At 64.0% G+C, this 24,379-nt stretch carries 19 protein-coding genes and 1 riboswitch; of the genes, 7 read left to right on the top strand and 12 right to left on the bottom strand.

The genetic code is table 11. The features are described 5' to 3' along the window. Nucleotides 1-9 precede the first annotated feature (9 nt). From K3U93_RS18820 to K3U93_RS18790, 7 genes are all read right to left on the bottom strand, one after another. Nucleotides 10-255, bottom strand: a complete 246-nt coding sequence (locus tag K3U93_RS18820) for a PE family protein (RefSeq protein ID WP_420915423.1) — start codon at nt 253-255, stop codon at nt 10-12. Between the two features lie 218 nt (nt 256-473). Beyond that, a complete protein-coding gene (locus K3U93_RS18815) occupies nt 474-1,526 on the bottom strand; it encodes a hypothetical protein (protein ID WP_139797240.1) in 1,053 nt (350 codons plus the stop codon). Nucleotides 1,527-2,290: 764 nt separating this feature from the next. After that, on the bottom strand, nt 2,291-3,433 hold the full coding sequence (locus K3U93_RS18810; protein WP_220688553.1) for a PPE family protein: 1,143 nt from the start codon (nt 3,431-3,433) through the stop codon (nt 2,291-2,293). Between the two features lie 55 nt (nt 3,434-3,488). Continuing rightward, complete coding sequence (locus tag K3U93_RS18805) at nt 3,489-3,788, bottom strand: PE family protein (protein WP_083013002.1); 300 nt, start codon at nt 3,786-3,788, stop codon at nt 3,489-3,491. 286 nt (nt 3,789-4,074) lie between these two features. After that, nucleotides 4,075-5,256, bottom strand: a complete 1,182-nt coding sequence (gene gjpA, locus K3U93_RS18800) for an outer membrane porin GjpA (RefSeq protein ID WP_083013000.1) — start codon at nt 5,254-5,256, stop codon at nt 4,075-4,077. Between the two features lie 861 nt (nt 5,257-6,117). After that, a complete protein-coding gene (gene metE, locus K3U93_RS18795) occupies nt 6,118-8,388 on the bottom strand; it encodes a 5-methyltetrahydropteroyltriglutamate--homocysteine S-methyltransferase (protein WP_083010822.1) in 2,271 nt (756 codons plus the stop codon). A 152-nt stretch (nt 8,389-8,540) separates the two neighbouring features. Then, a riboswitch (cobalamin riboswitch) is annotated at nt 8,541-8,761 on the bottom strand. A gap of 44 nt (nt 8,762-8,805) precedes the next feature. Beyond that, nucleotides 8,806-9,456: an SDR family oxidoreductase gene (locus tag K3U93_RS18790; RefSeq protein ID WP_083010808.1), complete on the bottom strand. Its 651-nt coding sequence runs from the start codon at nt 9,454-9,456 to the stop codon at nt 8,806-8,808. Between the two features lie 778 nt (nt 9,457-10,234). On the opposite strand from K3U93_RS18790, the gene K3U93_RS18785 reads away from it, so the two are divergent. Beyond that, on the top strand, nt 10,235-11,416 hold the full coding sequence (locus K3U93_RS18785) for a hypothetical protein (RefSeq protein ID WP_071508898.1): 1,182 nt from the start codon (nt 10,235-10,237) through the stop codon (nt 11,414-11,416). Between the two features lie 141 nt (nt 11,417-11,557). Further along, the gene (locus tag K3U93_RS18780; RefSeq protein WP_139796988.1) at nt 11,558-12,778 is read left to right on the top strand and encodes a hypothetical protein; all 1,221 of its coding nucleotides are present in this window, start codon (nt 11,558-11,560) and stop codon (nt 12,776-12,778) included. 136 nt (nt 12,779-12,914) lie between these two features. Here the strand turns inward: K3U93_RS18780 and K3U93_RS18775 are convergent, their stop codons facing one another. The 5 genes from K3U93_RS18775 to K3U93_RS18755 form a co-directional block, all read right to left on the bottom strand. Continuing rightward, nucleotides 12,915-13,757 (bottom strand): SDR family oxidoreductase, encoded by an 843-nt coding sequence (locus K3U93_RS18775; protein WP_083010807.1) that lies wholly within the window; start codon nt 13,755-13,757, stop codon nt 12,915-12,917. Nucleotides 13,758-13,836: 79 nt separating this feature from the next. Then, a complete protein-coding gene (locus tag K3U93_RS18770) occupies nt 13,837-15,144 on the bottom strand; it encodes a TetR/AcrR family transcriptional regulator (RefSeq protein WP_083010806.1) in 1,308 nt (435 codons plus the stop codon). Nucleotides 15,145-15,351: 207 nt separating this feature from the next. Continuing rightward, entirely contained in the window at nt 15,352-16,281 is a 930-nt protein-coding gene (locus K3U93_RS18765; RefSeq protein ID WP_083010805.1) for an SDR family NAD(P)-dependent oxidoreductase, read from the bottom strand. Continuing rightward, nucleotides 16,278-17,375, bottom strand: a complete 1,098-nt coding sequence (locus tag K3U93_RS18760) for an acyl-CoA dehydrogenase family protein (RefSeq protein ID WP_083010804.1) — start codon at nt 17,373-17,375, stop codon at nt 16,278-16,280. The genes K3U93_RS18765 and K3U93_RS18760 overlap by 4 nt, the downstream gene beginning before the upstream one ends. Then, the gene (locus K3U93_RS18755; protein ID WP_083010803.1) at nt 17,372-18,550 is read right to left on the bottom strand and encodes an acyl-CoA dehydrogenase family protein; all 1,179 of its coding nucleotides are present in this window, start codon (nt 18,548-18,550) and stop codon (nt 17,372-17,374) included. The genes K3U93_RS18760 and K3U93_RS18755 overlap by 4 nt, the downstream gene beginning before the upstream one ends. A 145-nt stretch (nt 18,551-18,695) precedes the next feature. On the opposite strand from K3U93_RS18755, the gene K3U93_RS18750 reads away from it, so the two are divergent. From K3U93_RS18750 to K3U93_RS18730, 5 genes are all read left to right on the top strand, one after another. Further along, nucleotides 18,696-20,339, top strand: coding sequence for a nitric oxide reductase activation protein NorD (locus tag K3U93_RS18750; protein ID WP_176219984.1), 1,644 nt, complete (start codon nt 18,696-18,698; stop codon nt 20,337-20,339). Nucleotides 20,340-20,353: 14 nt separating this feature from the next. Further along, nucleotides 20,354-21,145: a CbbQ/NirQ/NorQ/GpvN family protein gene (locus K3U93_RS18745; RefSeq protein WP_083010802.1), complete on the top strand. Its 792-nt coding sequence runs from the start codon at nt 20,354-20,356 to the stop codon at nt 21,143-21,145. Between the two features lie 110 nt (nt 21,146-21,255). Continuing rightward, a complete protein-coding gene (locus K3U93_RS18740; protein WP_083010820.1) occupies nt 21,256-22,368 on the top strand; it encodes an ABC transporter substrate-binding protein in 1,113 nt (370 codons plus the stop codon). 3 nt (nt 22,369-22,371) lie between these two features. Further along, nucleotides 22,372-23,496, top strand: coding sequence for a spirocyclase AveC family protein (locus K3U93_RS18735; protein ID WP_083010801.1), 1,125 nt, complete (start codon nt 22,372-22,374; stop codon nt 23,494-23,496). Beyond that, nucleotides 23,489-24,376, top strand: coding sequence for an SDR family oxidoreductase (locus K3U93_RS18730; protein ID WP_083010819.1), 888 nt, complete (start codon nt 23,489-23,491; stop codon nt 24,374-24,376). The genes K3U93_RS18735 and K3U93_RS18730 overlap by 8 nt, the downstream gene beginning before the upstream one ends. The last annotated feature ends 3 nt before the right edge of the window (nt 24,377-24,379 follow it).

Here is a 24,379-nt window from a genome sequence, read left to right as displayed (position 1 = left end):
TCACCACCCCTAGCTAGCCACGGCGATATTCGCCGTCTCGGTCTCCGCATACGCCGTGCCATCAATGGCCAAGGCGCCGACAAACGCCTCATGAATCTGACCAGCGATTAACGCCACCGTCTGATACGTCAACCCATGCGCGGCGAACTGCGTGGACACCAAGGCCGACACTTGGTCAGCCGCCGGCGCAATCATCTGCGTCGTCGGCCCCTTTACCGCCGCATTCGCCGCACCGACACTCGACAAACTCACCACCGCCGTCAACAACCCCGGTTGCGTAGCCACAAATTACCTATAGCTCTGAGGGTTTGGGTTATCGCACCTCGATCACCCGACCGTCAGCGCCAAATCAGCTGCATCACTCTGAAACTGCAAGTCGAGCAATTGCTTTCGCTGCAACCTCTACGTCCTGCCGGTGGCATCCTTTCCGCGACAACAGATCACCGCAGAAAGGATGCCCACGACGACCGGACTCAGAGCAACGACAGCAAGTCGACCACCAGTCCGCCCAAATTGGGTGCCAGGTTGGTGGCCAGCAGCGAACCAATATCGGTGATAGCAGCCGGGTTGAATACCGCAGCGAGATCCGTGGCCAGCGACGACGGGTCCAGCGACATCGCAGCCGCAGCCGAACTACTGGCCGCTGACGCCCCGATCGCCTGCGCAATCTGTTGGGGAATTTCCACCAGGAGCGCATAGACAGGCCCCACCCCGAAGGAGGTCACGCCTTCAGGAGTAAGGAGCCCCGGATAGTCGGTACCGAAACTCGCGTCGTATCCGTTGATGAAGGCGCCCGCAACGTTGGCGGGTGTATCGAGGAGGGCGGTAATTGCACCTTGTGTATCCCCGGCGCCAACCGCATCGATGAGCGATTGCCCGCTGTCGGCGAACGCCGCAATCGTTCCGAGCGGTGGGCCGAGAACGCCCTCTAAAAGCGGCAATAGTGTGCCAAACGAGGTAAGACTTGTGACTACATTGGCGAAGTTCTGCGCCATCTTACTCGGGATATTCAACGCGCCGCTTTCCAGCAACGGTAACCCGGCCACCAACACCACGGTGGTCAGGGCCTCGTTGATGGTCTGGGCCGCCGCGGGAAGATCGCCAGACGTGATGTCACCGAACGCGGTGTGGAATGCCTCCGGCAGCGCGGTGGTGAATTGGTTAGATAACGCGTTTGCTACACCCTGAATACCAGTGGCCAGGTCCCCGGCGTAGCCGAACTGGTTGATCAGAAATTGCGACAGGACGGGCAGCGGATCAGCGAAGTAGTCTTGGCCGATCTGGCTGAAGTTGCTCACCGCGTTGGTGAAGACGTCGATCCACGAAGTGATCGGGCCGGTCGTCGCGGCGGTCGCTGCGCTGGCGAGGTCGTTGAAGTCGAGTGACCCGGCTAGTGTCGTCGCGGCGTTGGTGGTCAGATCGCCGATATCGTCGGTGACCGTGCTGGTCAGCCGGACGGCGCGCTCCTGAATGTTAGCGGCGATGTTCGACGTTATCGGGTTGACCGCGACCAGGCTGGCCCCCACCAGCGCAACACCGCCGGCCAGATACGGCCGCATCCGAGTAACTGAACCGGACGACCCCGATTTCGACAACCCCCCACGTTTTCCGGTACCTAGGGCCCGTTCCATGGCACATCTCCTTTTGCTGATTGCCAGTTATGACACGTGTCACACCTGCGAGCCGGACGTTACCTGAGAGTAAACTTAGAAGCAAGACGCCTGCCAAATAAGACATCAGCGCTGTTGACCTGCTAGTTCAATCGCAGTACTTCACAACGCGAGCTTTTGTTACAAGTAGCAAACAAATAGGGCACGATCGACACGGGTGGAATCCATTGACAGACTAATTTGCCAGATTGTTGCTTATCGACTTGCTGAGACGTTAACAACTAGGGCAGTTAAGGGCGTCCTAACGATTGCTGGCGTCGACCTGCTTCCAGCATTCACCGCGTGGCGTGAGGCATTTGGCGATGCGCCTCGGCGCACAGCTAGCAATCCCGCCAGCTGCGCACCCCAAAGTTGCTTTCGGCGGCGACGAACAACCGGCAGTTGGCGTGCATACCAACGCTGTGGTGTTCACAGTGACGGCATGAGGTGGATGTTGCTGTTCATCGTGACCGGCGGACCAACCGTTGGAGGGTTCGCCAGAACGGCGCGAGAAATACCCATGAATCTAACGCCCAGTGATCACTACATCCGCGCCATGGCGTTGCCTGCAGGCACTGAGCCAAGGGTTTCGACTGGACGGGATACCGACGTGAAGAGCGTTGCACTGCAACGCATTTTCATTATCCGCCGGCTGGTGAGCGGGGCATGACCTTGGCGGGCATCTTGCCGGCGATGCCGCCCAGGCCGCGTCCGCTCAGTGCTCCCATGAGTGCTTGGGCAAACGGGCTTTGGGGCATGGCCGAGGCCTGCGACAACGCCGGGCTGGCCACATTGGTTGGCGGTAGTACCGGCGCGGCCCGGCTCATCCCCACTCCCTGCGCCGCCGTGGACCAGCCCGGCGGGATCGAGAGCCCCCCAATCTTGCTGGCGTGGGCCAGCTGCGCCGAAATCGAGCCGCCCCACGACTTGAGCTGATTGGTCACCCCACCCACCACCAACTGCATCTTGCCGTCAACGAACTGACCGATACTAGTCAACAACGACTCGCTGCTGCCGGTCAATCCCATCCCCGAGGAACTGGCCGAGTTGCCCATGCTCATGAACATCCGCGCCGGGGTGCTGGCCATCATCACCCCGTAATACCCCGCCTCTAACGAATAGATCGACGACTGGCTCAAACCGGTCCCATTCACCAACGAACTCAGACCGGTGAAGTTCAACAACTCGGCGACCGGAGCCGACGTCGTCAACGAACCCAACGCCGTTTGCACCTCAGTCCCCAACGCCGTCAACGCCGCCACCACGCTCGCCCCATCCGGGATACCCGCCAAGGGACTGGCCGCATTCGTCATCGCCGGCGGGGTACTCAACTCCGGCACCTGCACCGCCGCCTGCGCCGACACCGCATAGCCGTTCATCGCCGCCACGTCTTGGGCCCACATCTCCCCATACTGGGCTTCCAGGGCCGCGATCGCCGGGCTGTTTTGACCCAAGATGTTCGTCGCGATCAGCGCCGCTAGCAATGCCCGATTTACCGCAATCTCTGCCGGAGGCACCGTCATGGCAAACGCCGCCTCAAACGCACCCACCGCCGCGTTGGCCTGCGCACCGGCCTGGGCGGCCGCTGCCGCCGTCGCACTCATCCATGACACATAGGGAACGGCCGCTGAAGCCATCGCCATCGCCGAAGGTCCCGACCACCCACTGGTCAAATTCGCGATCACCGACTGATACGACGCCGCCGTCGCGTACAAATCCGTCGCCAGCTCCTCCCAGGCCGTCGCCGCCTCCACCAACGGCCCCGACCCCGGACCGGCATACATCAACCCCGAATTAACCTCCGGAGGAAAGAACGAAAAAAACACCGCAACCGCCCCCCTAGCTAGCCACGGCGATGTTGGTCGCCTCGGTCACCGCATACGCCGTGCCGCCGATGGCCAAAGCGCTGGCAAATGCCTCATGAATCTGACCAGCGATCAGCGCGACCGTCTGATACGCCAATCCATGCGCGGCGAACTGCGTGGCCACCAAGGCCGACACTTGGTCAGCCGCCGGCGCAACCACTTGTGTCGTTGGCCCCTCCACCGCCGCATTCGCCGCACCCATCGACGCACCGATCGTCGACAAATTCCCCGCCGCCGCCGTCAACAACCCCGGTCGCGTGATCACATATGACACGTCCCCACCTCCTTCAACCCCACCGCCAAGCTGGCTGCCGGCGAATGTCACCTCGATTTACTTGTTGCAGAACATGTTTCAGATCCGATACACGGCATTCATCCGATCCGTCATCGGAATAGCCGACAGGGCAACCGAACTCGGGAGTCGCCGCGGTTGCCCCCACCTAAAAAGTGCGGCGGCATACGGATTGCGGCAGCCACTCCAGCGGTAGCTTGGCAACAAAGCGCTAGCCGCGTTTTCGTCTCCTGCAACGTCCGCCTAGACCGCATCCTCGTCACCTCACTCAGAACGGTATGAGGCTGAGTAGTAGGTGGGGGATGTTGGTGGTGAGTTCGGTGAGCAGGGTGGTGCTGAGTTGGGTGGGTAGTGCGGCGGCGAGTCCGGTGAGGTTGTTGTTGAGTGTGGTGGTGAGGTCGGTGCTGAGGATGGTGGTGAGGTCGGTGGGGATGAGGGGGAAGCTGAGTTGGGTTAGGGGGTTGCCGGTGGTGTTCCAGCCGAGGGTGTCGGCCAGGATTTGGGAGAGGTTTTCTAGGGCGCCTAGGGGTCCGGTGGGGACGCCGCCGAGGGTGACGGCCAGGGGTTTGTCGAGGCTAAAGGCTAGGGAGTTGAATAGGGAGCCGCCGATGCCCAGGTTGTTGGGGTAGTCGCCGTTGGTGATTCCGGGGGTGAGTAGTCCGCCGAAGGCGATGCCGAGGTAGGTGAAGTCGATGCCGGAGGGTAGGACACCGGATTGGGAGAGTAGCGGCAAGATTGCGGAGAGGTTGAGGGTGGCGCCGTTGAAGAAGGCGTTGGTGAGGCTGGCGGGGATGTTGATCAGTTCGCTTAGTGCGGCACCGAAATTGGGGGTGGTGCTGCTAAGGGCGCCGAGGATGTTTTGGATGTCGTTGCTGAGTTCGACGACGGGGCTAACGAACGGGCCGGCTGCGCCGATGAGGACTCCGCTTGGTGGTGAGGACATCAAGTTCACCACTGCGGTGATGGCTTGTAGTTCGGTGGGGTTGGTGATGTGCAGGAAGTCTTGGAGCACGAACGGGAGCAGGTTGTAGACCTCGAGGTGGTAGGCCTCCATGGTGTGGGGAAGTGTCGCGGTGACAATGTCTTTGGGCGCGCCGGCGAGCACCATGGTTTGCGCCGTGTTTTGTAGGTTGTCCCCGATTTGGGTGAGGACATCGCCGATGTTGGCGGGGTTTTGCACGAAGCTGTCCAGGTAGTCGGCCTGGTTGACGAGCACTTGTTGCAGCGCGGGTAAGGGGGCTTGGAAGAAGTGGTCGAAAAGCTCTGTGGTGTCGCTGGAGGCGTTGTTGAAGGTGTCTATCCAGGGGGTGATGAAGTCGAAGCTGTCGGTGAGCGCCACGGCTGAGATGTGGACCTCGGGTGGGCAGGGCGCCGTCGGGGTGAGGGCGATGACGCTAGCTCCGGCCAGGGCGACGCTGGCGGTGATCCAGGGACGGGTGGTCAGTTCCATGGCATCTCCTTGGGCACGGGTCCGGTTACCGGCTTGACCAATCGCGGGGAAGTCAAGGCAAAGCGCGCGCGTTCGCCTAGTTGGCTGCGTTTCACCCCGGAGCCGTGGAGGGCTGGTCACGCCGACCAGTTCCCGCGGCACCGTTCTCCTTTGCTGTTTGGGGACTATGACGCCTGTCACAGTGCTACCCGAGAACTTACCCGAGAGTAAGGTCGGATACAAGACGTGTGCTGAATAAAGTTTTGTGGTTTCTTGACCTGCGGATTCGTCCACATGACCGACCAAAGTCAGTGTTTATTACAGTGGGCAAACAAGTGTGACGTGTTTGTGACGGCCCGTTTCCCGTGATTTCCTAGTTAGCTAGGGTAGGTTGCTCGTGATGTTACAAAGCGCAAATAACGAGGGTAGTTAAGGATGCCCTAACAGTTGCTGGAACCCCGCCACCCCAAGACCTGATACCCCACCCCAACCCCCCAACACCCCACCCCCACCACCCCCCAGCAAGCCCACCAACACCCACCCGAGCATCGCCCCGATTCTGATGAGGCCCGCCGCCAGCCCGACAAATACTAGGGTCAACACGAACTCCGGTGGCGTTGGCGTGGTAGCGAAAATAGCTGTCATTCAGGAACATCCGTCGGGCCCGTGGGGACACCGGATGTTGGGACTGCTTTATTGCCTCGGTGCAAATGCGCAACCCGTGCGCCCGCGACGCCCATCAGTTGTTGCGCCGGCGGCTGACCAAGTGCCCACGTTGGGGCGGGCCATTGATGGCCTGGCCGTTGACCAAAAGCGTCGAGCGTGACGCCACTGCGAATCCAAGAAGCGAAAGTCGCAGTGGCGTCACGCTCGCGCGAAAAGCTAGACCCCGGCCCGGACTTCCTGCGCCGCGGCGACCATGTGCTGGAGGGACGCGGTCACCTCGTCGACGTTGCGGGTCTTTAGCCCGCAGTCGGGGTTGACCCATAACCGTTGCGGCGGAACGGCTCTCAACGCGGCGCGCAGCGACTCGGCCATCTCGTCAGTGCTCGGCACCCGCGGCGAGTGGATGTCGTAGACACCCGGCCCCACGCTGTTGGCGAAGCCAACAGCGTTCAGGTCGTCGAGCACCTCCATGTGTGAGCGAGCCGCCTCGATGGACGTCACGTCGGCGTCCAGGTCCGCGATGGCACCGATCACCTCACCGAACTCCGAGTAGCACAGGTGGGTGTGGATCTGCGTCGAGTCGGCGACGCCCGAGGTGGCCAAGCGGAAAGACCCCACGGCCCAACGCAAGTAGTCCTCCTGCTGAGCGCGACGTAGCGGCAGCAGCTCACGCAGCGCGGGCTCGTCGACCTGGATGATCCCGATGCCCGCGGCCTGCAGATCCACGGTCTCGTCGCGAATGGCCAGCGCCACTTGGTTGGCGGTGTCGGCCAGCGGCTGGTCGTCGCGGACGAACGACCACGCCAAGATCGTGACCGGCCCCGTCAACATGCCCTTCACCGGTTTGTCGGTCAAAGACTGCGCATAGGTGATCCACTCGACCGTCATCGGATGAGGCCGGGACACGTCGCCGTACAGGATCGGCGGACGCACGCAGCGGCTGCCGTAGGACTGCACCCAACCGTTCTGTGTGGCGAAGAAACCCTCCAGCTGCTCGGCGAAGTACTGGACCATGTCGTTGCGCTCGGGCTCACCGTGCACGAGCACATCCAGGCCGAGCTGCTCCTGCAGCTTGATGACGTCGGCGATCTCCTTCTTCATCCTGCGCACGTATTCCGCCTCGTCGATTTCTCCGGCCCGCAGCGCGGCCCGCGCCTTGCGGATCGCCGAGGTCTGCGGGTAGGAGCCGATCGTCGTGGTGGGCAGCGGCGGCAGGTGCAGCCGCGCGTCCTGACTGGCGCGGCGCTGCGCCGCGTCGCCGCGGTGCGCACCCGACGCGACGATCGAGTCGATCCGTGCGCGGACCCGGTCGTTGTGCAGCCGAGGATCGCTCTTGCGCGAGGCCACGGCGGCATTGGACGCCGCGATCTCCTCGGCGACCGCGTCGCGGCCCTCGTGCAGTGCGCGCGCCAAAACGACGACCTCGTGCACCTTTTCGGCCCCAAACGCCAACCAGCTGCGCAGGTTGTCGTCCAGGCCGGTCTCGGGCTCCAGCGAGTACGGCACGTGCATGGTGGAACACGACGTCGAAACCGCAACCGTGGCAGCGGAACCCAGCAGGGTCGCCAGCTTGGCCAGCGCCGATTCCAGGTCGGTGCGCCAGACGTTGCGTCCGTCCACGACGCCGGCCACCAGGGTCTTGGTAGACAATTCCGGAATACCCGCCACCGCCGTGTCGGCACCGGCGACCAGGTCGACACCGATCGCCTCGATGGGCGTGCGGGCCAGCCCGGCCAGGGAATCGCCGGGGTCACCGAAGTAGGTCGCGACGTAGATGGCGGGTCGGTTGCTCACCGAGCCCAGCGCGTTGTACACGGCCTCGGCCAGCGCGGGCGCGTCGGGGGAGATGTCGGTGACCAGCGCCGGCTCGTCGAACTGCACCCACTGGGCGCCGTTGTCGGCGAGCAGCGACAACAGCTCGGAGTAGATCGGCACCAGCTCCTGGAGCCGCTCGATCGGCGCGCCTCCGCCGTCAACGCCCTTGCTCAGCAGCAGGAAGGTGACCGGCCCGACAACGACCGGCCGGGCCGGAATCCCTTGCTCAAGAGCTTCTTTCAGCTCGGAAAGCACCTTGTCCGGGTGTAGGGCAAACTTCGTTGCGGGCTCGATCTCGGGAACCAGGTAGTGGTAGTTGGTGTCGAACCACTTCGTCATCTCCAGCGGCGCAACCTCGTCGTTGCCGCGCGCTGCGGCGAAGTAGCGGTCCAGATCGTCGGAGATTTTCGCCACCCGGGTCGGCAGCGCGCCGAGCAGAACCGCCGTGTCGAGCACCTGGTCGTAGTAGGAGAAGGTGTTCACCGGTACCGAGTCCAGGCCGGCGGCGGCCAGGCCCGCCCACGTGTCGCGGCGCAGCGTCGCGGCGACGGACTCCAGCTCGGATCGGCTAGTACGGCCGGCCCAGTAACCCTCGGTCGCACGCTTGAGTTCGCGTTTGGGGCCGATGCGCGGGGAGCCGGTAACCGTGGCGGTAAATGCTTGAGGGGTCACGTTTTCGTCCTTCAATCGAGCGGGGTGGTCACCGCCGGCGGACGCGCAGCCGATCCCGTTGTCGGTGCGCACCTCCGGCACACAAACCGCAACGGCGACGGCCAAACGCCCATTCCACGAGGCGATGAGCCCGCCGGACGCGGCGCGCCCGGCACAGCCGGCAGGTCTTCGGACTCGCAGGCGCGCACCGGATGGTGCTCCTAATGGCCGTCGCTTCCCGGTCGTGGTCGACCAGTGCTTGTGACGGCGGTCGTTCCTGCATACCGCTGCGGGACAGTCCCGGACTTTCACCGGGTTCCCTCTCGCGATGCATGTCTAACATGTCTCGCTCGATGCCGACGCCGCGTCATGCGGCGACGACAGACCAGCTGTATTTTGCATTTTACTCTGCTGGTCGGATGGCCCGAACCCGACGGGTCAGCTTGTCAGCGCGGCGGCGATCGGGACGTCACCGTTGTTGAATTCGATGGTTCGGCGGATGGTCGAGTCGTCCTTTAGAGCGGCGGCTACGACGAGCGCGACGTCGGCTCGTGAAACCTCGCCTTTTCCCTTGCCGAGGATGATCCTGCCGGTCGCCGGTTCGAGGGTGAGTCGGCCAGGTCCCAGCACCGTCCAATCCAGGTTGCTGGCGCGTAGGTGGGCATCCGCCGCCGCTTTGGCCTCCGCGTACGCGAAGAACGGATCATCCCGCGGTACGCCATGATCCGGGCCGGCACCGAAGTACGACACCATCACGAACCGCCGCACGTTCGCCTGCGCGGCCGCATCGATCACCCGGATCGCGGCGTCACGGTCGACGGCGTAGGTTCGCGCCGGATTGCCGCCGCCCGCGCCGGCGGAGAAGACGACCGCGTCGTGCCCGGCCAGCAGATCGGCCAGCGCATTCGCGTCGAGCTGCTCGATATCGGCCATAACCGGGCGGCCACGCTCGGACAGGCTAGCCGCGACGTCGTCGGAGTGGTCAGGATTGCGGAAGACCGAACTCACCTCGTCGCCGCGCTCGGTCAGGATGCGTGCTAGTTGCAGCGCGACCTTTCCGTGGCCGCCGATGACGACGATGCGTGCCATGCCCCGACGCTACGTGGGTTGGACGCGGTGTTCGCATAGTTCCTCGAACACCTGCGGTTCGCCGTAGGTGAGGGCGCCCGGCGAGGCGACGACCTTGCCCACCCGGCATGGAATGCGCCCGCGGTTTGGAGTCGACGTCCGACGGGCCGGTGAGCTGGACATATCTACGGAGAACTTGTGCTCGTGGCATTTTCGAGAGGTGTTGAGCGATCACCGCGGGAACGTGCGGCTCCGCAATCCTCATGAAGGTGAAAAACTCCTGGTAATCCCGTTGTACATGCGCGCCACAGCGAACCTCATCCGCCGCTATGGTAGTTCAATATGAAAGTACCCTTCGGTAACGCGCCACTCCATATTTACTCCCGCACTCAAGATAACTATCGCCGCGACAATGTAATTGTTCACCAGAGCGTACAGAAAGCTCTTGTTTTTGCTGGGAGATAGTGCTTCGCGGCCGACGCCGACACGGCCAGGCCATGCTGGTCGTACAAGTGCTGCTCTCAACGGCAGCAAGCACCGCGACCATGACCATGACCATCACACAATGCACACCTAGATCTTCGGCCAATAGATCTGCGACAGCCCGGTATCGGCCAGCGACAGAAAACCCTTCCCGCACCGCCATTAGCCCAATTTACGTAATAATTTCTGTGCATTTCTGACGGCTTTGCCGATAATATATATCTCCACAGTTAAGTGCTGCTTTCGTTGTCACGATTCGCTCAATGTATTCCGTAGGTACGTTTAACGCGTCGTTATCCAGAATTGTACAAAGGAGATGGTCGTGGACCTCGCAGCCCGCCCCCACATCACCGCTGGAGTCGCCCTGGCCAGCGCCGCTATCCTCGCCGCCGGTCCCATGGCCCAGCATCTACCCGACACACACCTGGCTCAACACCTCCCCACAATGAGTGTGTCCGACATCCAGCTCACCGGCGCCGCCGATAGCATGGTGGACCTGCTCTCCGGCGTAGAAAACGAATTGGCATCGCTGGCAAGCGGAGCAAGCGCGGCTGCGGTACCGGCAGCGGCACTCACCGACTTCATCAACCCCGCCGCACTACCACTCCCCCTAGCGACGTGGGTTCAAACCTTCCAGAACGCGGGCGCTAACCTGCAGACAGCTCTCAGCAATTTCCAGCAGCTTCCGCTGCCGGTCTTGCAGCAGGTCGCCGCCAATTGGCTCTCCTACGGCGACCTGTACGTCTCGACATGGCAAACCGCAGCGAAGAACGCGGTCAATTTCTACACCGGCACCCATAAGCTTACCAATTTTTGGCCGCTCTTATACGAGGCGTTCAACCAGATCGCCTCCGGCAACATAAGTTCTGCGGTAACCTCTTTATATAGCGCGTTCTTCTTATACCCATTCGAAGACATCGGGCTGCCGCTGGAACATATTTTGGAGATCCCCGATTACGTTACCCAGAACCTGGCGAACGCGACCAGCTATCTGACGGGGAGTATAACCGTCCTTGGGACAAATTTGATCGAAGTCCTAGCCCAGGCCGAGACTGCGTTTGGAACGAGTCTTCAGGCCGCGTCCAGTGCATGGAGTACTGGAGATCCGGTGGGAGCGATCAGCAACCTGCTCAACACTCCTGGCGCAACGGTAGGTGCCTTCCTCAACGCCATTAATGGAAAGGGAGGATTGCTCGGCACCCTCCTCAGCAAAACCCTGTTGCAGACTCTCGCCCCGGGTATGGCGGAGTCGATGGTGGCCCCAAACGCCCAAAATATTGCAACCGGTGGAAGTCTTCAGGCCGCATTGCAGGGCTTTGTGACTCAGTTGACCAATGGCTGGCCATCCTTGAGCACCGCCGTCAGCGGCATTAACACCGGATTGACGACCCTGTTGCAAAGCGTTTCGTCGAATCTACCGTCGATGTTGTCCAGCTTCGGTACGACGTTGGCCAGCAATATCGGGTTGTTGATTTCCAACCTGCTCAAGTTGTTGTGACTCCGGCGGTGGTCGCCGATGCGAGCCGGTGACCACCAAACGGCAATCGGCCCCCTTCCCTTTTGTTGTCACGATTCGTTCGCAATATTTCACAGCTACATTCAATTCGTCATTATCCAGAATCCGCAAAAGGAGATGGTCATGGACCTCGCAGCCCGCCCCCACATCACCGCCGGCGTCACCCTGGCCAGCGCCGCCGTCATCGCCGTCGCCCCGGCCACCCAGCACCTACCCGACCTTCGCCTGGCCCAACAGCTCCCCCAGGTGAGCGTGTCCGACATCCAGCTCACCGACGCAGCCACCGGTGTCATCGATCTGTTCTCCGGTGTGGAAAGCGAACTCGCCTCGCTCGCCAGCGGAGCAAGCGCAGCCGCCGTGCCCGCAGCCGCCCTGACCGACTTCATCAACCCGGCCGTGCTACCCCTACCCCTAGCAACGTGGGTAAACACATTTCAGACGGCTGGCACCAACCTCCAGTACATCTTCGGCAGCGGCAAGTGGAGCAAGGCACCCTTCCCAGTCCTACAGCAGGTTGCGGCCAACTGGGTTGATTACGCGAACATCTACGTCGGGGCGTACCAACAGGCCGCGACTAACGCCGTTAACTACTTAGCGTTTTATTTTGGACCGCTCATAAGAACCGGACTCAGCGACCTCACATCGGGCAATATCAGCGGCGGAATTAATGCTCTTTACACGGCCCTGTTCCAGAATCCAATCGAAGACTTCGGACTTCCACTCGAAAAAACTCTGGAGATCCCCGCATACTTCCTCCAAAACCTTGCATCTGCAACCCAATATGCGGTGACCATTGGTGTGACACAGATTGGTCTCTACGGTCTGGACGCGCCGTACCAGGCTCAAACTTCGCTAGGTCTAAGTCTTCAAGCTGCTTACAACGCGTGGAATGCAGGGAATCCAATGGGGGCGTTGAGCAGTCTGCTCAATACGCCTGGCGCAACCGTGAACGGCCTGCTTAACGGGTCAGGTCAAAGCATTCTGGGTGCGGGCTTGCTCAGCAGTCCCGCGTTTTCTCACCTCTACAATGGTCTAGTTAATACAGTGGTAAACACTCTTAGTCCGACACTCGCGGGGAAGATTGTTGCTCCCGGCGCGGTCAACATCGAAACCGGTGGCAGCCTCTCGGCCGCTCTCCAGAGCCTCGTGAATCAGCTGGTCAATGGCTGGCCATCGCTGTCTCCTGTGCTAAACAACCTGAGCAACGTTCCAGCTGAATTGACTTCGCTGCTGCAAAGCATTCCGTCGGTGCTGTCGAACCTCCCATCGATACTGGGCAAATTCGGTGGAGCGCTGGTAAGCAATATCGGGTTGTTGATTTCCAACCTACTCAAGCTGCTCTGACTCCGGCGGTGGTCGCCGTTGCGAGCCGGTGACTGCCAAACGGCAATTGGCCCCCTCCGCACGTTATCTGGCGGAGGGGGCCGATTGTTGGCGATTTTGGTTGTCGCGCACGGGAGCTGGTGTCGGTAGCGGGTATCTAGCTCAGCGAGACGCGCCCCATGATCAGGTCGATGATGGGTTTGCCGGGCGGGTATGCCCCGGTGAGCGAGGCCATCGTGTGCCCGTAGTCCACCAGCAGCGTGATCCCGTTGATGCCAAAGGCGGCGGCGCTGTTGAGGAACGCCATGACGTCGCCCATCTGCTCCGGGGTGTGGACTTTGGAGCCGGTTTCGTCGCGGTAGTCCTGCGCGAAGGTGAGCCACAGGTCGGCGTTGGCCTGAGCCAACGGGGTATCCGTCGGACCGGGGCAGATCGCGTTGATCCGGATGCCCTTCTTCAGCAGGGGATAGCCCTGCGTTGCCACGTAGGCGTTGACGACCTTCTTGGAAAAGCCGTAGTGGATGATGCCTTCGGCCTCGTGCGCCGATACCCAGTCCTGGGCCGCCGCGTAGTCGGGCGTGGCCAGGAACTCCTGCAGCAAGGGCAGCTCGTTTTCCCACCCCATGCCGGCGACCGAGGAGATGAAGCAAATCGCCGAGCCGGACGGCAGCTGGCCCTTGTCGAGCAGGCGCTCGATGAGATAGCGGTGGCCGATGAAGTTGATCTTCATCAGGTCCGGCCCCTCGGCAATTCCGGCGGCCGAGAACACCGCGTGCACGGGCCCGTCGATCCGCTCGAGCGCGGAGTCGATCGACGCGGGATCGCGCAGGTCGACCTGTAGGGCCTGGGCGACGTCATATTTCACCGGCGCGTAATCCATCACAACGACCTCGGCGCCGAGCTCGGCCGCTGACTTGGCCGCCGCGGCGCCCATGCCCGTCGCGCCGCCCACAACGAGCGCCCGCTTGCCGTCGTACCGCAACCGATCGATGACAGACATAGACTTCCTCTCCTGGGCCATCACAAGGCAGTTACCAACAGCCCTACTGTATGTAGAACAGTTATTTGGTTCAATACCCCTAGTTGCTGCGAACTGCGACACCGCGTAACACCGTGTCACGGGCATGCACCAGCGCCGCGCGTGTGCCCACCGCGCGAAGAATGTTCTCCGGTATCCACTGCAGGCCGATGACGCAGCGTGCCAGCATCGCCGTGGACGGTGCGCTGATGGTGATCTCCCCCGACTGGATCCCTTCGGAGAGCAGTGATTTCATCTGCCGAAGCCTCGTCGCGTACAACCAACCCGGGTTGGGCGTGTTCGGCGGCGATTGCCGCATCCAAGCAAGCTGAATCCTGAACTCGTCGGAAAAGCGATCGAGTGCGTTGATATTGACCCAGCTGAGCGCGTCCAGCTTCTCGATGGGCGTGGCATCCGAGCTCAGGACGCTGACCCAGCCAGCCTCAACCTTCCTTCCGAAGGATTCCATGATCGAGGCGAGGAGTTCGTCCTTGGATCCGATTACCCGATACACGGTTCCGGTCCCAACACTCGCCGCCGATGCGATGTCCCTGATGGTGGTGGCCTCGTACCCTTTGCGGCCGAACTCCGCTCGCGCCACCGCAAAAACATGGGCCGCTTTCTCGTCGGCGTCAGGGCCGGCCTCGCCATCGTCGGCCCACGTCTCGATGGCCTCGTTTGCGGCTGCAAAGGCATTGGACTGATCCAATGCTGAGTCGGTGGGCGGCTGGGTTGCCAACCCCTGCAAGATGATTCGACACATCAGCTTGGCCACCTGGTCGGGCTGCGACTTGTGGCGAATCACGGCAAGCCCGACCTGCAGCATCGTTTGGCAGATGCGGTCGGCCAACATGGGAAGGTCGATGTCGGGTTTGATGTAACCGCTCCACCTGGCGGCGCGGAGCGTTTGCAGCATCGCCTCCTGAATCGCGGTGGGCCGCTGCTGCGTCAGCTTGATGAGCTCCGGATCCGCACTCGGCCCCTCATAGAAGGACATCTGCAGGGCGGCCCCGTGTTGCACGGCACAGTTGGCGATCGCCGATCCCAGCTTGACGATTTTTTCGGCGGCAGGTCGCGAGCTGGGTTCATCCAATTTCGCCTGAGCGGTCCGCCCGATGCGGTTTAGATCCTTCTGATAGCGGCGGATCAGCTCGACAAGGATCTCCTCTTTGGAGTCGAAGTGGTGATACAGGCTTCCCGGGAGAATGCCTGCGGCATCGGCGATCTCCTGCAACGATGTCCGCAATCCCTTGGATGCGATCAGCGTCGCCGCGGTCTGCAGGATCTCGGTGCGGCGCGTTCCCGAGTCGTCCGCGAAATATATGTGATCCGCCGACCGTCCCCTTGCCAATGACGCGGTCTTGGCCATGGCTAACTACGCACAACTCCGGACGATTGCGGCCGTGCCGACATGCGCACCCGTCCTTCCCGCCGAACCAAATCTTTGTTAAAGACTACCAGATTGCCTCCGCTAAATACGGCGCATAACGCGCTGACAGGCCCATTCTAAACCGCGAGTCGTTCCAGCCGTCGTATCCGAGCACCTCGTCAACGGGTCGCCGACACGTGACGTCGACTAGGTGCGCACTCCAAGCTGCGCGCAGACGCCGAAGACTTCCTCGAAGATCGACGCGGGAACGGTGAACGGCTCGGTCGCCGAGACCTCGTCCAGATGAGCCGCAATGTCGTCGGCGGTCGGGGCGCTGCCGAGGTCGGCGAGCCACCCTGGGCCGAGGCCGACGAACACCCGCGCAAAACGACCGGCACAGGCCGAGTAGTTCTGGTGGGTGAACTCGCAGGACCGGCTGGCCAGGAAGGCGACGATCGGTACCACCAGCTCGGGCCTGATCACCTTCAAAAAGCCAATATCCTCAAGGGTTTTCGGATCTCCCACCGTTTCGGTCACCATCCGCGAAAACCCGAATGGGAGCACGGTGTTGGCCAGGATGCCATGCTCGGCGCCCTCGATCGCGATCACGTTCGCCAGTCCGACCAGGCCGGCCTTGGCCGCCGCGTAGTGGGCCTCCAACGGCTGTCCGAACATCCCTCCCGACGAGGAGATGAACACGAACCGGCCGTAACCCTGGGTCTTCATCACGCGATATGCGGGCTGGCTCAAATAAAATCCGCCGTCGAGGTGCACGCCGAGCATCTGCCGCCAGTCGTCGACGGACAGTTCGTCGAACGGAATGCTGTTGAAAATCCCCGCATTGCTGACGACGGCGTCGAGGCGGCCGAAGCGCTCGACGGCCATCGCGACGATCGCCTTACCTCCCTCGGGGCTGGCCACCGACTCGTGCGACGCCACCGCCACGCCGCAGGCGCCTTCGATCTCGGCAACGACCTGATCCGCGACGCTGGCGTCGGCGCCCTCGCCGTGCATCGTTCCGCCCAGGTCGTTGACGATCACCGAGGCGCCGCGCCGAGCCAACTCCAGCGCATACAAACGACCAAGCCCGCGGCCCGCTCCGGTGACGATCGCGACCTGGCCCGTGAAGTCGATCATGGCAGTCCCCATTTCGCCAGGCTTGCACCGAGTTCGGTGAGATAGCGGTCGGGCGCGCCGAGAAAGGTGCTCCAGCTCAGCAGGCGTTTGAGGTACAGGTGGGCGTCGTGCTCCCACGTGTAGCCGATGCCGCCGAACACCTGGATCGCGGTGTCGGCCACGCTGGCTAGCCGGCCGGCGAACGCCTTCGCCCGCAACGCGGACAGGTGACGCTCCTCGGCGTCGGCATTGTCGGCGGCCCACAGCGCGTGGATCACCCCGCCGCGGGCCAGCTCGACCGTCTCGTACATGTCGACGCACAGGTGCTGAATCGCCTGAAACGAGCCGATGGCGTGACCGAATTGCTTTCTCACCTTTGCGTATTCGACTGCCAGATCCATGACGGCCCGCGCGGCGCCGAGCGCGTCGGCGGCCGTGGCGATCAGCACGTCGTCGACCACCGCCGCGATGGCATCCGGTGCCGGCGCGGCCAGCCGGTGCGCGGTCGAGCCATCGAGCGCGACCCGAAAGCGCTTGCGGGTCTGGTCGATACCGCGCTCGGGTGTCACCGAAACGCCGCAGGAGTCGGTGTTTACCGCGAAAATCCCTGTGCCGCCCTGGATCTCGGCGAACACCAGCAAGACGTTCGCCGCGGCGGCGTCGGGCATGACGATCTCGCCCCGCAGTGCAGCCTCGTCGCCCCGCCCGGTGGCGATGGCAGCGTCATCCGACTCCAGCGGGCCGAGCGTGGCGATCGTGGTGCCGTCGGCGATCCCGGTCAAAATCGAAGCGGCCGTGTCGTTGGCGCCGAGCCGGGTCAGCGCACGCGGCGCGGCGACCGCGGTCGACAACCACGGGCCCGGGTGTAGTGCGGCGCCGAGCTCTTCGGCGACGATGCCGGCCTCGACCATCGTCATCCCGGCGCCGCCGAATTCCTGCGGCACCAGCAGCCCGGTGGTTCCGAGGTCGCCGAGGCCACGCCAGACGTCTTCGGTGGTGCCGGTCGGGTCGTCGAGCAAGGCCCGCACATGCGTCGAAATCGGTGCTCTCTCAGCGAGAAAGCGCCGCACGGTGCCGCGCAGCGCCACCTGCTCACCGGTCGGTTCGAGGTTCATTCGCGCGGCAATCCCAGCACGCGGTGTGCGGTGATGTTCTTGTTGATCTGCGTCGTCCCGCCCGCGATGGTCAGCGACCGCGACGTCAGGCGGTAGTCGGCCCATTGGCCCTTCGGGCTCCGGGCGCCCAGCACGTCGAAGGCCAGCGCCGCCATGTCCTGCCCGATTTCACCCCACACGGTCTTGGCGAGGCTCGCCGATCCGAGGGCGGCATTGCCCGGGCTGCCGCGCAGTGTCGCCGAAATCGATCGCTGGCAGAGCACTTCCAGATATTTGATGCGGACCGCGATCTCGCCGAGGCGCCGCAGTGTCACCGGGTCTTGAAGGACGCCGGGCGCGGTTCCGTCGTCGGCCGCGGCGAGGTCGGCCACCAATTCCTCCAGCCGCACCTGCATTTCGGCGTAAAGCCTTGCAGCCCCTGCCCGTTCGTGACTCAACGTGGTGGTGGCCACCCGCCACCCACCGTTGAGCGGACCGAGCAACGTGTCCGCGGGCACGCGCACGTCGCGGAAGAAAATCTCGGCGAAATCGGTGTCGCCGTTGAGCGTGACCAGCGGGCGGACCTCGATGCCGGGCAGTGCCATGTCGACGATCAGGCAGGAGATCCCCTTGTGCTTCGGCGCTTCGGGATCGGTGCGCACATACAGCTGGCACCAGTCCGCTTTATGACCGAGCGAGGTCCAGACCTTCTGCCCGTTGACCACGAAGTCCCCGACGCCTGACCCATCGCGGACCGCCCGGGTGCGCAGCGCCGCGAGGTCGGATCCCGCTTCGGGTTCCGACATTCCCTGGCACCAGATGTCGTCGGCGCGCATCATGCGGGGGAGCAGCGTGCGCTTCTGGGATTCGGTGCCGTATTGCATGATCGCGGGAGCGATGTTGTTCATGCCGATGACGTTGAGCGGCAACGGCGCTCGGGCGCGCGTGGTTTCTTCGGTGTAGACCAGCTGCTCCAGCACCGTCGCCCCGCGGCCGCCGTATTCGCGCGGCCAGGACACGGCCGCCCACCCGGCGTCGGCCATGGTGCGGTTCCATGCGCGCAGCAACTCGAATGCCGCGTCGTGGCGGGCGGAGCGCCGGCGGGCGGCCACCAGCTCGTCGGTCAGGTTCGCGCACAGCCAGTCACGCAGCTCGGCGCGGAACCGTTCCGCCTCCGGTGGATATGAGAAGTCCACTGTTCCTTGACTCGACCCTGCGCGATTGACTCCCGACCAAGCCGGACTTTACGTTGGAGCAGATATTTGGTCAACAGACACCGACGTGAAGAGGGACCGCTTGGCAACCGACCAGCGCAACCCCGATCGCTTGGCGCGACTGGGCATGCTGGCATGGGCGCTCTCCGGCCGCACGCTGCGGGTGGCGCCCGTCGAGCCCGGTGAGCCGGCGTGGACGGATGGCGCCACCGTTTTTGTCGACGCCGACGCCACCGCGCGACATCGGCTTGAAGCGCTGGCCGTGCAGGCGTCGCTGTTGGCGGCCGGAAGCCTGGAGCCGGGGGTGCTGCGCGTGCTCAGGCGGCGCCCCGCACTGGCCAGGCGATACCTTGCCGTGGAAGGTCACCGGGCGCTCGCGGCGAACGAAGACCTGCTGCCGTCGCCGGTGCGCGGGCTCGTCGACAGCGACCTTGCCGGCCGCGGTGATTCGCCCGCCGCCTCTTTGGCTGTCGCTTCGAGCCGGCAGGCAATTCCCGATCCGCCCGAGTGCTTCGGAACCCTCCGCGCGCGAAAGGTATTGGCTGCGGCCCGACGACACGCGCGGACGGCCGAATGGCTCGAAGACGACGACGACACCGGGGGCGAGGACGCCTTCGCCAGCCCGGTAGGTGGGCGGGGCGCGCTGGGCCGGTTGCTGGGCCGAATGCTGCGGGCGGTGCGCCGCCTCGGCGAGGGTGGTCAGCCCGGCGCCGACGCGCCGACGCACCGGACGCGTTCGGGAATCCGTGGCGCCACAGCGGCATTGTCGACCGCGCCGGCGGGTCAGGTCGACGACCAACCCGTCGAAGGTCAGGGGATCGCCTACCCCGAGTGGGACTTTCGCGAGCGGCGCTATCGGTCGAACTGGTGCACCGTGCGAGAAGTGGAACCCGCCGTCACGAGCGTCCCGTCTCCGGATAGCCCAGACGGGTACGGATTGCGCCGGCCGCTCGCCCGGCTCGGTCTGGGCCCCGATTGGTTTCACCGCCAGGTTCAGGGCGACGACATCGACATCGACGCGGCAATCGAAGCCCGCGTGGCGGCGGCGGCCGGTTCGCTCCCGGAGGAAGCGGTTTACATTGCGCCCCTTCGGCGCCGGCGCGACCTCTCCGTGCTGCTGCTGTTGGACGTCTCCGGCTCTGTCGCCGAGCCGGGCACACACGGCAAGACGGTCCACGAACAGCAGCGGGCCGCCGCGGCGGCGTTGGCCGTTTCCTTCCATGCTCTCGGGGATCGGTTGGCGCTCTACGCCTTCCATTCGCAGGGCCGCTCGTGCGTGCACGTGATGCCGGTCAAGCGCTTTGACGACGACCTCAATGCGCTTGCGTCGCGGCGCCTTCGCGGCCTCGTGCCCGGCGCGTACTCGAGGCTGGGTGCGGCGATCCGGCACGGCGCCGCGGTGCTGGAGAGCCGCGGCGGCACGTCCCGGCGGCTGCTTGTGGTGCTCTCCGACGGGCTGGCCTACGACCACGGCTACGAACGCGCGTATGGGGCGGCGGACGCCCGCCGCGCCTTGGCCGAAGCGCGCGGACGCGGAGTCGGATGCGTCTGCCTCACGATTGGTGCCGGTACCGATCCCGAAGAGCTGCAACGGGTGTTCGGCAGCGCCGCCCACGCCACCATCGCACGACCGGAGCAACTGAGCCAGGTGGTGGGGCCGCTGTTCCGGACGGCGCTGCGCTCGGCCGAGGTCCGCCGCCCGGAAACACGCGGAAGGTTGAGCCAAATATCTGTTCCGCGCTACGCTGCGGCGAGTCGCGCGGCAAGGTAGACGAAGGGGACGTGATGCTTGATACCGACTTGCGTCCCTTCTACGTTCCGGTCGGCAACGAGGAGCAGGTGTTCAAGGCGGCCTTCCGCCAAGGACTCTCGGTGTTGCTCAAGGGCCCCACCGGATGCGGGAAGACGCGGTTCCTCGAGGCCATGGCATACGACCTGCAACGTCCCCTGATCACCGTCGCGTGTCACGACGATCTCACCACCGCCGATCTCGTCGGCCGCTACCTGCTGCGGGGCGGTGAAACGGAGTGGGTCGACGGCCCGCTGACCCGGGCGGTGCGCGACGGCGCGATCTGCTACCTCGACGAGGTCGTCGAGGCCCGGCAGGACACCACCGTCGTGCTGCATCCCCTGGCCGACCACCGCCGCCAGCTCCCACTCGAACGGCTCGGCGTGACCCTCGAAGCCGCCCCCGGATTCTGCCTGGTGGTGTCGTACAACCCCGGCTATCAAAGTGTGCTGAAGGACCTTAAGGACTCCACCCGGCAACGGATGGTCGCGATCGAGTTCGGCTTCCCGGCCCCCGATATCGAGGAGAAGATCGTCGCGCATGAGGCCGGCATCGGCGCCGAGATTGCCGCCGAACTGGTGCGATTGGCTCAGGCGATCCGACGGCTGGAAAACGGCGGATTGCGCGAGGTGGCTTCGACGCGGGTGCTCATCGCCGCGGGGCGGCTCATCGCCGAGGGTTTGAGCCCGGCGGCGGCCGCTCGCGCCGCCATCGCCGGGCCACTGACCGACGACCCTCATGCCGCCGGCGGCCTGTCGGAGATGATCGACGTCTATCTGGCCGACTAGGGCGCTCAGGCGGTGATTGACGATGAGACATCGGTCACGCTAGGGTCAGAACAAATTTTAGGTTTACGAATCGGGATGGCCGCGACGCGCCGGGCTTGCGGGAGGTGAGATTGTCCTACGAAAGCACCGCGGAGCCGATCAGGATCGGCTACCTGTTCGACTTCCTGCTGCCGGAGGGTTATCCGCAGGAGATGCGCGACGACCTCACCCGGCCGTTCGAGCTGGTGTTCAACGACGGACTGCATCAGCGGGTGATCGACCGTCCGGTGCGGATCGTCTACCGGGAGGTCGAGGGGCTACCCAAGGGCACCGTCAAGGCCGTCATCGACGCCTACGGCGAACTCGTCGACGAAGGATGCCTGGTCGTGTTCGGCCCGCACATCTCGGAGAACGCCGTGCCCACGCGCGAAGCGATCGAGGAGCGATTCCGGGTGCCGGCGATCAATGTCTGCGGAAGCGATGACTGGCTGGGGGAGTGGACCTTCGCGTTTCCGCAGGGATCGATGACCGACGAACCGATCTTCTGGGCGGACTTGCTGGCCAAGGGAGGGCACGGTGAGGTCGGCGTCCTGGTCGAGCAGTCGCTGGTCGGCGAAAGTTACCTGCAAAACTTCCGAAAAGCATGTCACCGCAAGGGTATTCGGATCGTCGCCGAGGCGCAGGTCGCGCAGACCGCCCAGGACATCGGCCAGGCGATCCGCACCCTGCACGAGGCAAAGCCGAGCGCGCTGGTGCACTGCGGCTTCGGTTTCGGCATCGTGTTCGTCAATCCTGCTCTGGCAGAACTCAACTGGGATCCGCCCCGGTTCACCAGCACCGCGTTCCAGAACGCCTGGGTCAACCCGATCATGTGGCAGGCGTTTTTGGGCTGGACCGGCATCGACCAGTACGACGAAGGCAATGGTGTGGGCCAGCGTTTTCTCGACCGGTACGGCGAGGAATACGGACGGCGCCCGCAGTACTGCGTGCCGGTGGTGAACCACGACGTGGCCAACGCGCTGCTGCACGCCTTTGCCGACGCCCATCCGCTGAGTCCGCGCGGCGTCAAGGAGGCCTTGGAGCGGGTGAAGATGCTGCCGGCCGGCGCGGGCGCACCCGGGACCAGGGTGTCGTTCGGAAAGTGGACCCGGCGGGCCTGGATGGGCGCCGGCTACCTGGTGGCGCGCCGGCTCGACGCCGACGGCATCAATTCCCATCTTGTCGACCGCTTCGGTGAGGAATGACGGATGACCACCAAAGAGACAACGCCGTCCGTGGCAAGCCCGACCACGGAAAAGAAGAGGTCCGTTTGGGCCCCGGTCTGGATATTCGTCGCCGTCGCGCTGTTCGCCGTCGTCGCGTACTACGCGCGCAGAGGCGCTGTGTCCGAACGCATTCGGAACCCGTACGTCGCCGGCGCCCCGCGACCGGTCGAACCGCTGTTCGGCTACCACCATTGGCTGGATCTGTTCCAGATCTTCACGATCGTCTCGATGGCCATCATCATTGCGGTCTACGTCGTGGCCTGGCGCAGGCATCCGGGTCACCCAATTCTGTTGATGGGAATCGTCACGACGCTGATCGTCTGGCAGGACCCCATCATGAACTGGTCGCCATATGCCGTCTACAACCCGCAACTGTGGCACTGGCCGGAAGACTGGCCGCTGGTGTCGTTGTCACCGACGGTGGAGCCGTTCCTGGTCATCGGCTACATCATGTTCTACCTCGGCCCCTACTTTCCGTCGATCTGGATCCTGCGCAAGATTCAGGCCCGTCGGCCCGTCGACTCGTTCGTCTGGCGCCATCCGCTGATCAGTCTGGCAGCAATCATCCTGCCCGTCGGCATCATCATCGACGCGATGCTCGAGGTCACGCTGGTGCGCACCGGTTTTTACATCTACTCGCAAGTCATTCCGTTCGGCTCCGTCTTCGCCGGCCAGACTTACCAATTCCCGTTCATCTGGGAAACCGTGATGGTGACGTTCGTGATGATCCCAGCCGGTGTGCTGCTGTACCGCGACGACACCGGCCGCACGGTGGCCGAGAAGCTCGCTCAGCGAGCGCGAATCCTCCCCGGCCGCCCGAAGCTCGCGATGTTCGCGGTGATGTTCGTCCTCATCAACCTCGCCTACTTTGGCTACGGTACGGGCTTCGCCATCATCAAGTGGACAAGAACCGCCACCTCGGTCGCCTGCCCCTGGCCATACCCGGAGGCCAAAGTCTATGACCCGCAAGGCTTTTACGAGCGCAACGGTCAGCCGGGACCATACTCGGTCGGCATCTGGTCAACGTGGATGAGCGCCCAGCCCAACGGACGCCCGAACGTACAGCTCGCTGCGGACGGGAATCGGTGTGCGCCCGGCCATGAATGAGCCGCGCACCATCGTCATCACCGGCGCGTCCCGCGGGCTCGGCCTCGCCTCGGCAACGTACATGTACCGGCGGGGCTGGCGCGTGGTGGCTGCGATGCGCTCACCCGAGCCCGGCCTGGCGGCGCTGCGCGCGAAGACCGGTGCAGCGGTGGACGATTCGCGATTGATCGCCGTCCCGCTGGACCTTACCGACTCCGCGTCGGTGACGGCCGCGGCCAAGGCGATCGAGGCGGCCGTCGGCGCCCCGCACGCGCTCGTGCACAACGCCGGCATCTCCGCCGCCGGGATGCTGGAAGAGACGCCGATGGAGTTGTGGGAGCGGATGTTCGCCACCGCCGTCTTCGGGCCCGTGCGGCTAACCCAGGCCCTGTTGCCGTCGATGCGGGCCGCGGGACGGGGGCGCATCGTGGTGATCTCGAGCCAGGGCGGCGTGCGGGGCATGCCCGAGATCGCGGCATACTCGGCCGCCAAGGGTGCGGTGGAACGTTGGGCCGAGTCGCTGGCCGGCGAGGTGGCGCCCTTCGGGCTCGGCGTCACCGTCGTGGTGGCCGGCACGTTCGACACCGACATCATCACGGACGCGGGGACCTCCGACCTGCGTGACTTCGCCGGGCCGTACGCCGCGCTGCACGGCAAGATCGACCGGCGCGGCCGCGCCGCGATGCGGCTCGCGCGCCCACCGGAGCGCTTCGCCAATGGCCTCGCCAAGGCACTGGAGGACCGCGCGCCGTTTGCCCGGCACGCCGTCGGCGTCGATGCCCGCATGTTGCTTATTGCCAACCGGCTGCTTTCCAGTAAGGCTCTCCATAGGGTGACCCGTCTGGCGATGGGCATCCCGCGTCCCGGCGCTCTGAGCAGCGCCTCGTCTAAAGAGAGCTGAACA

The organism is Mycobacterium malmoense (assembly GCF_019645855.1).
Lineage (GTDB): Bacteria > Actinomycetota > Actinomycetes > Mycobacteriales > Mycobacteriaceae > Mycobacterium > Mycobacterium malmoense.
The sequence above is the reverse complement of the archived record's forward strand: the minus strand, read 5'-3'. Positions and strand labels throughout refer to the sequence as shown.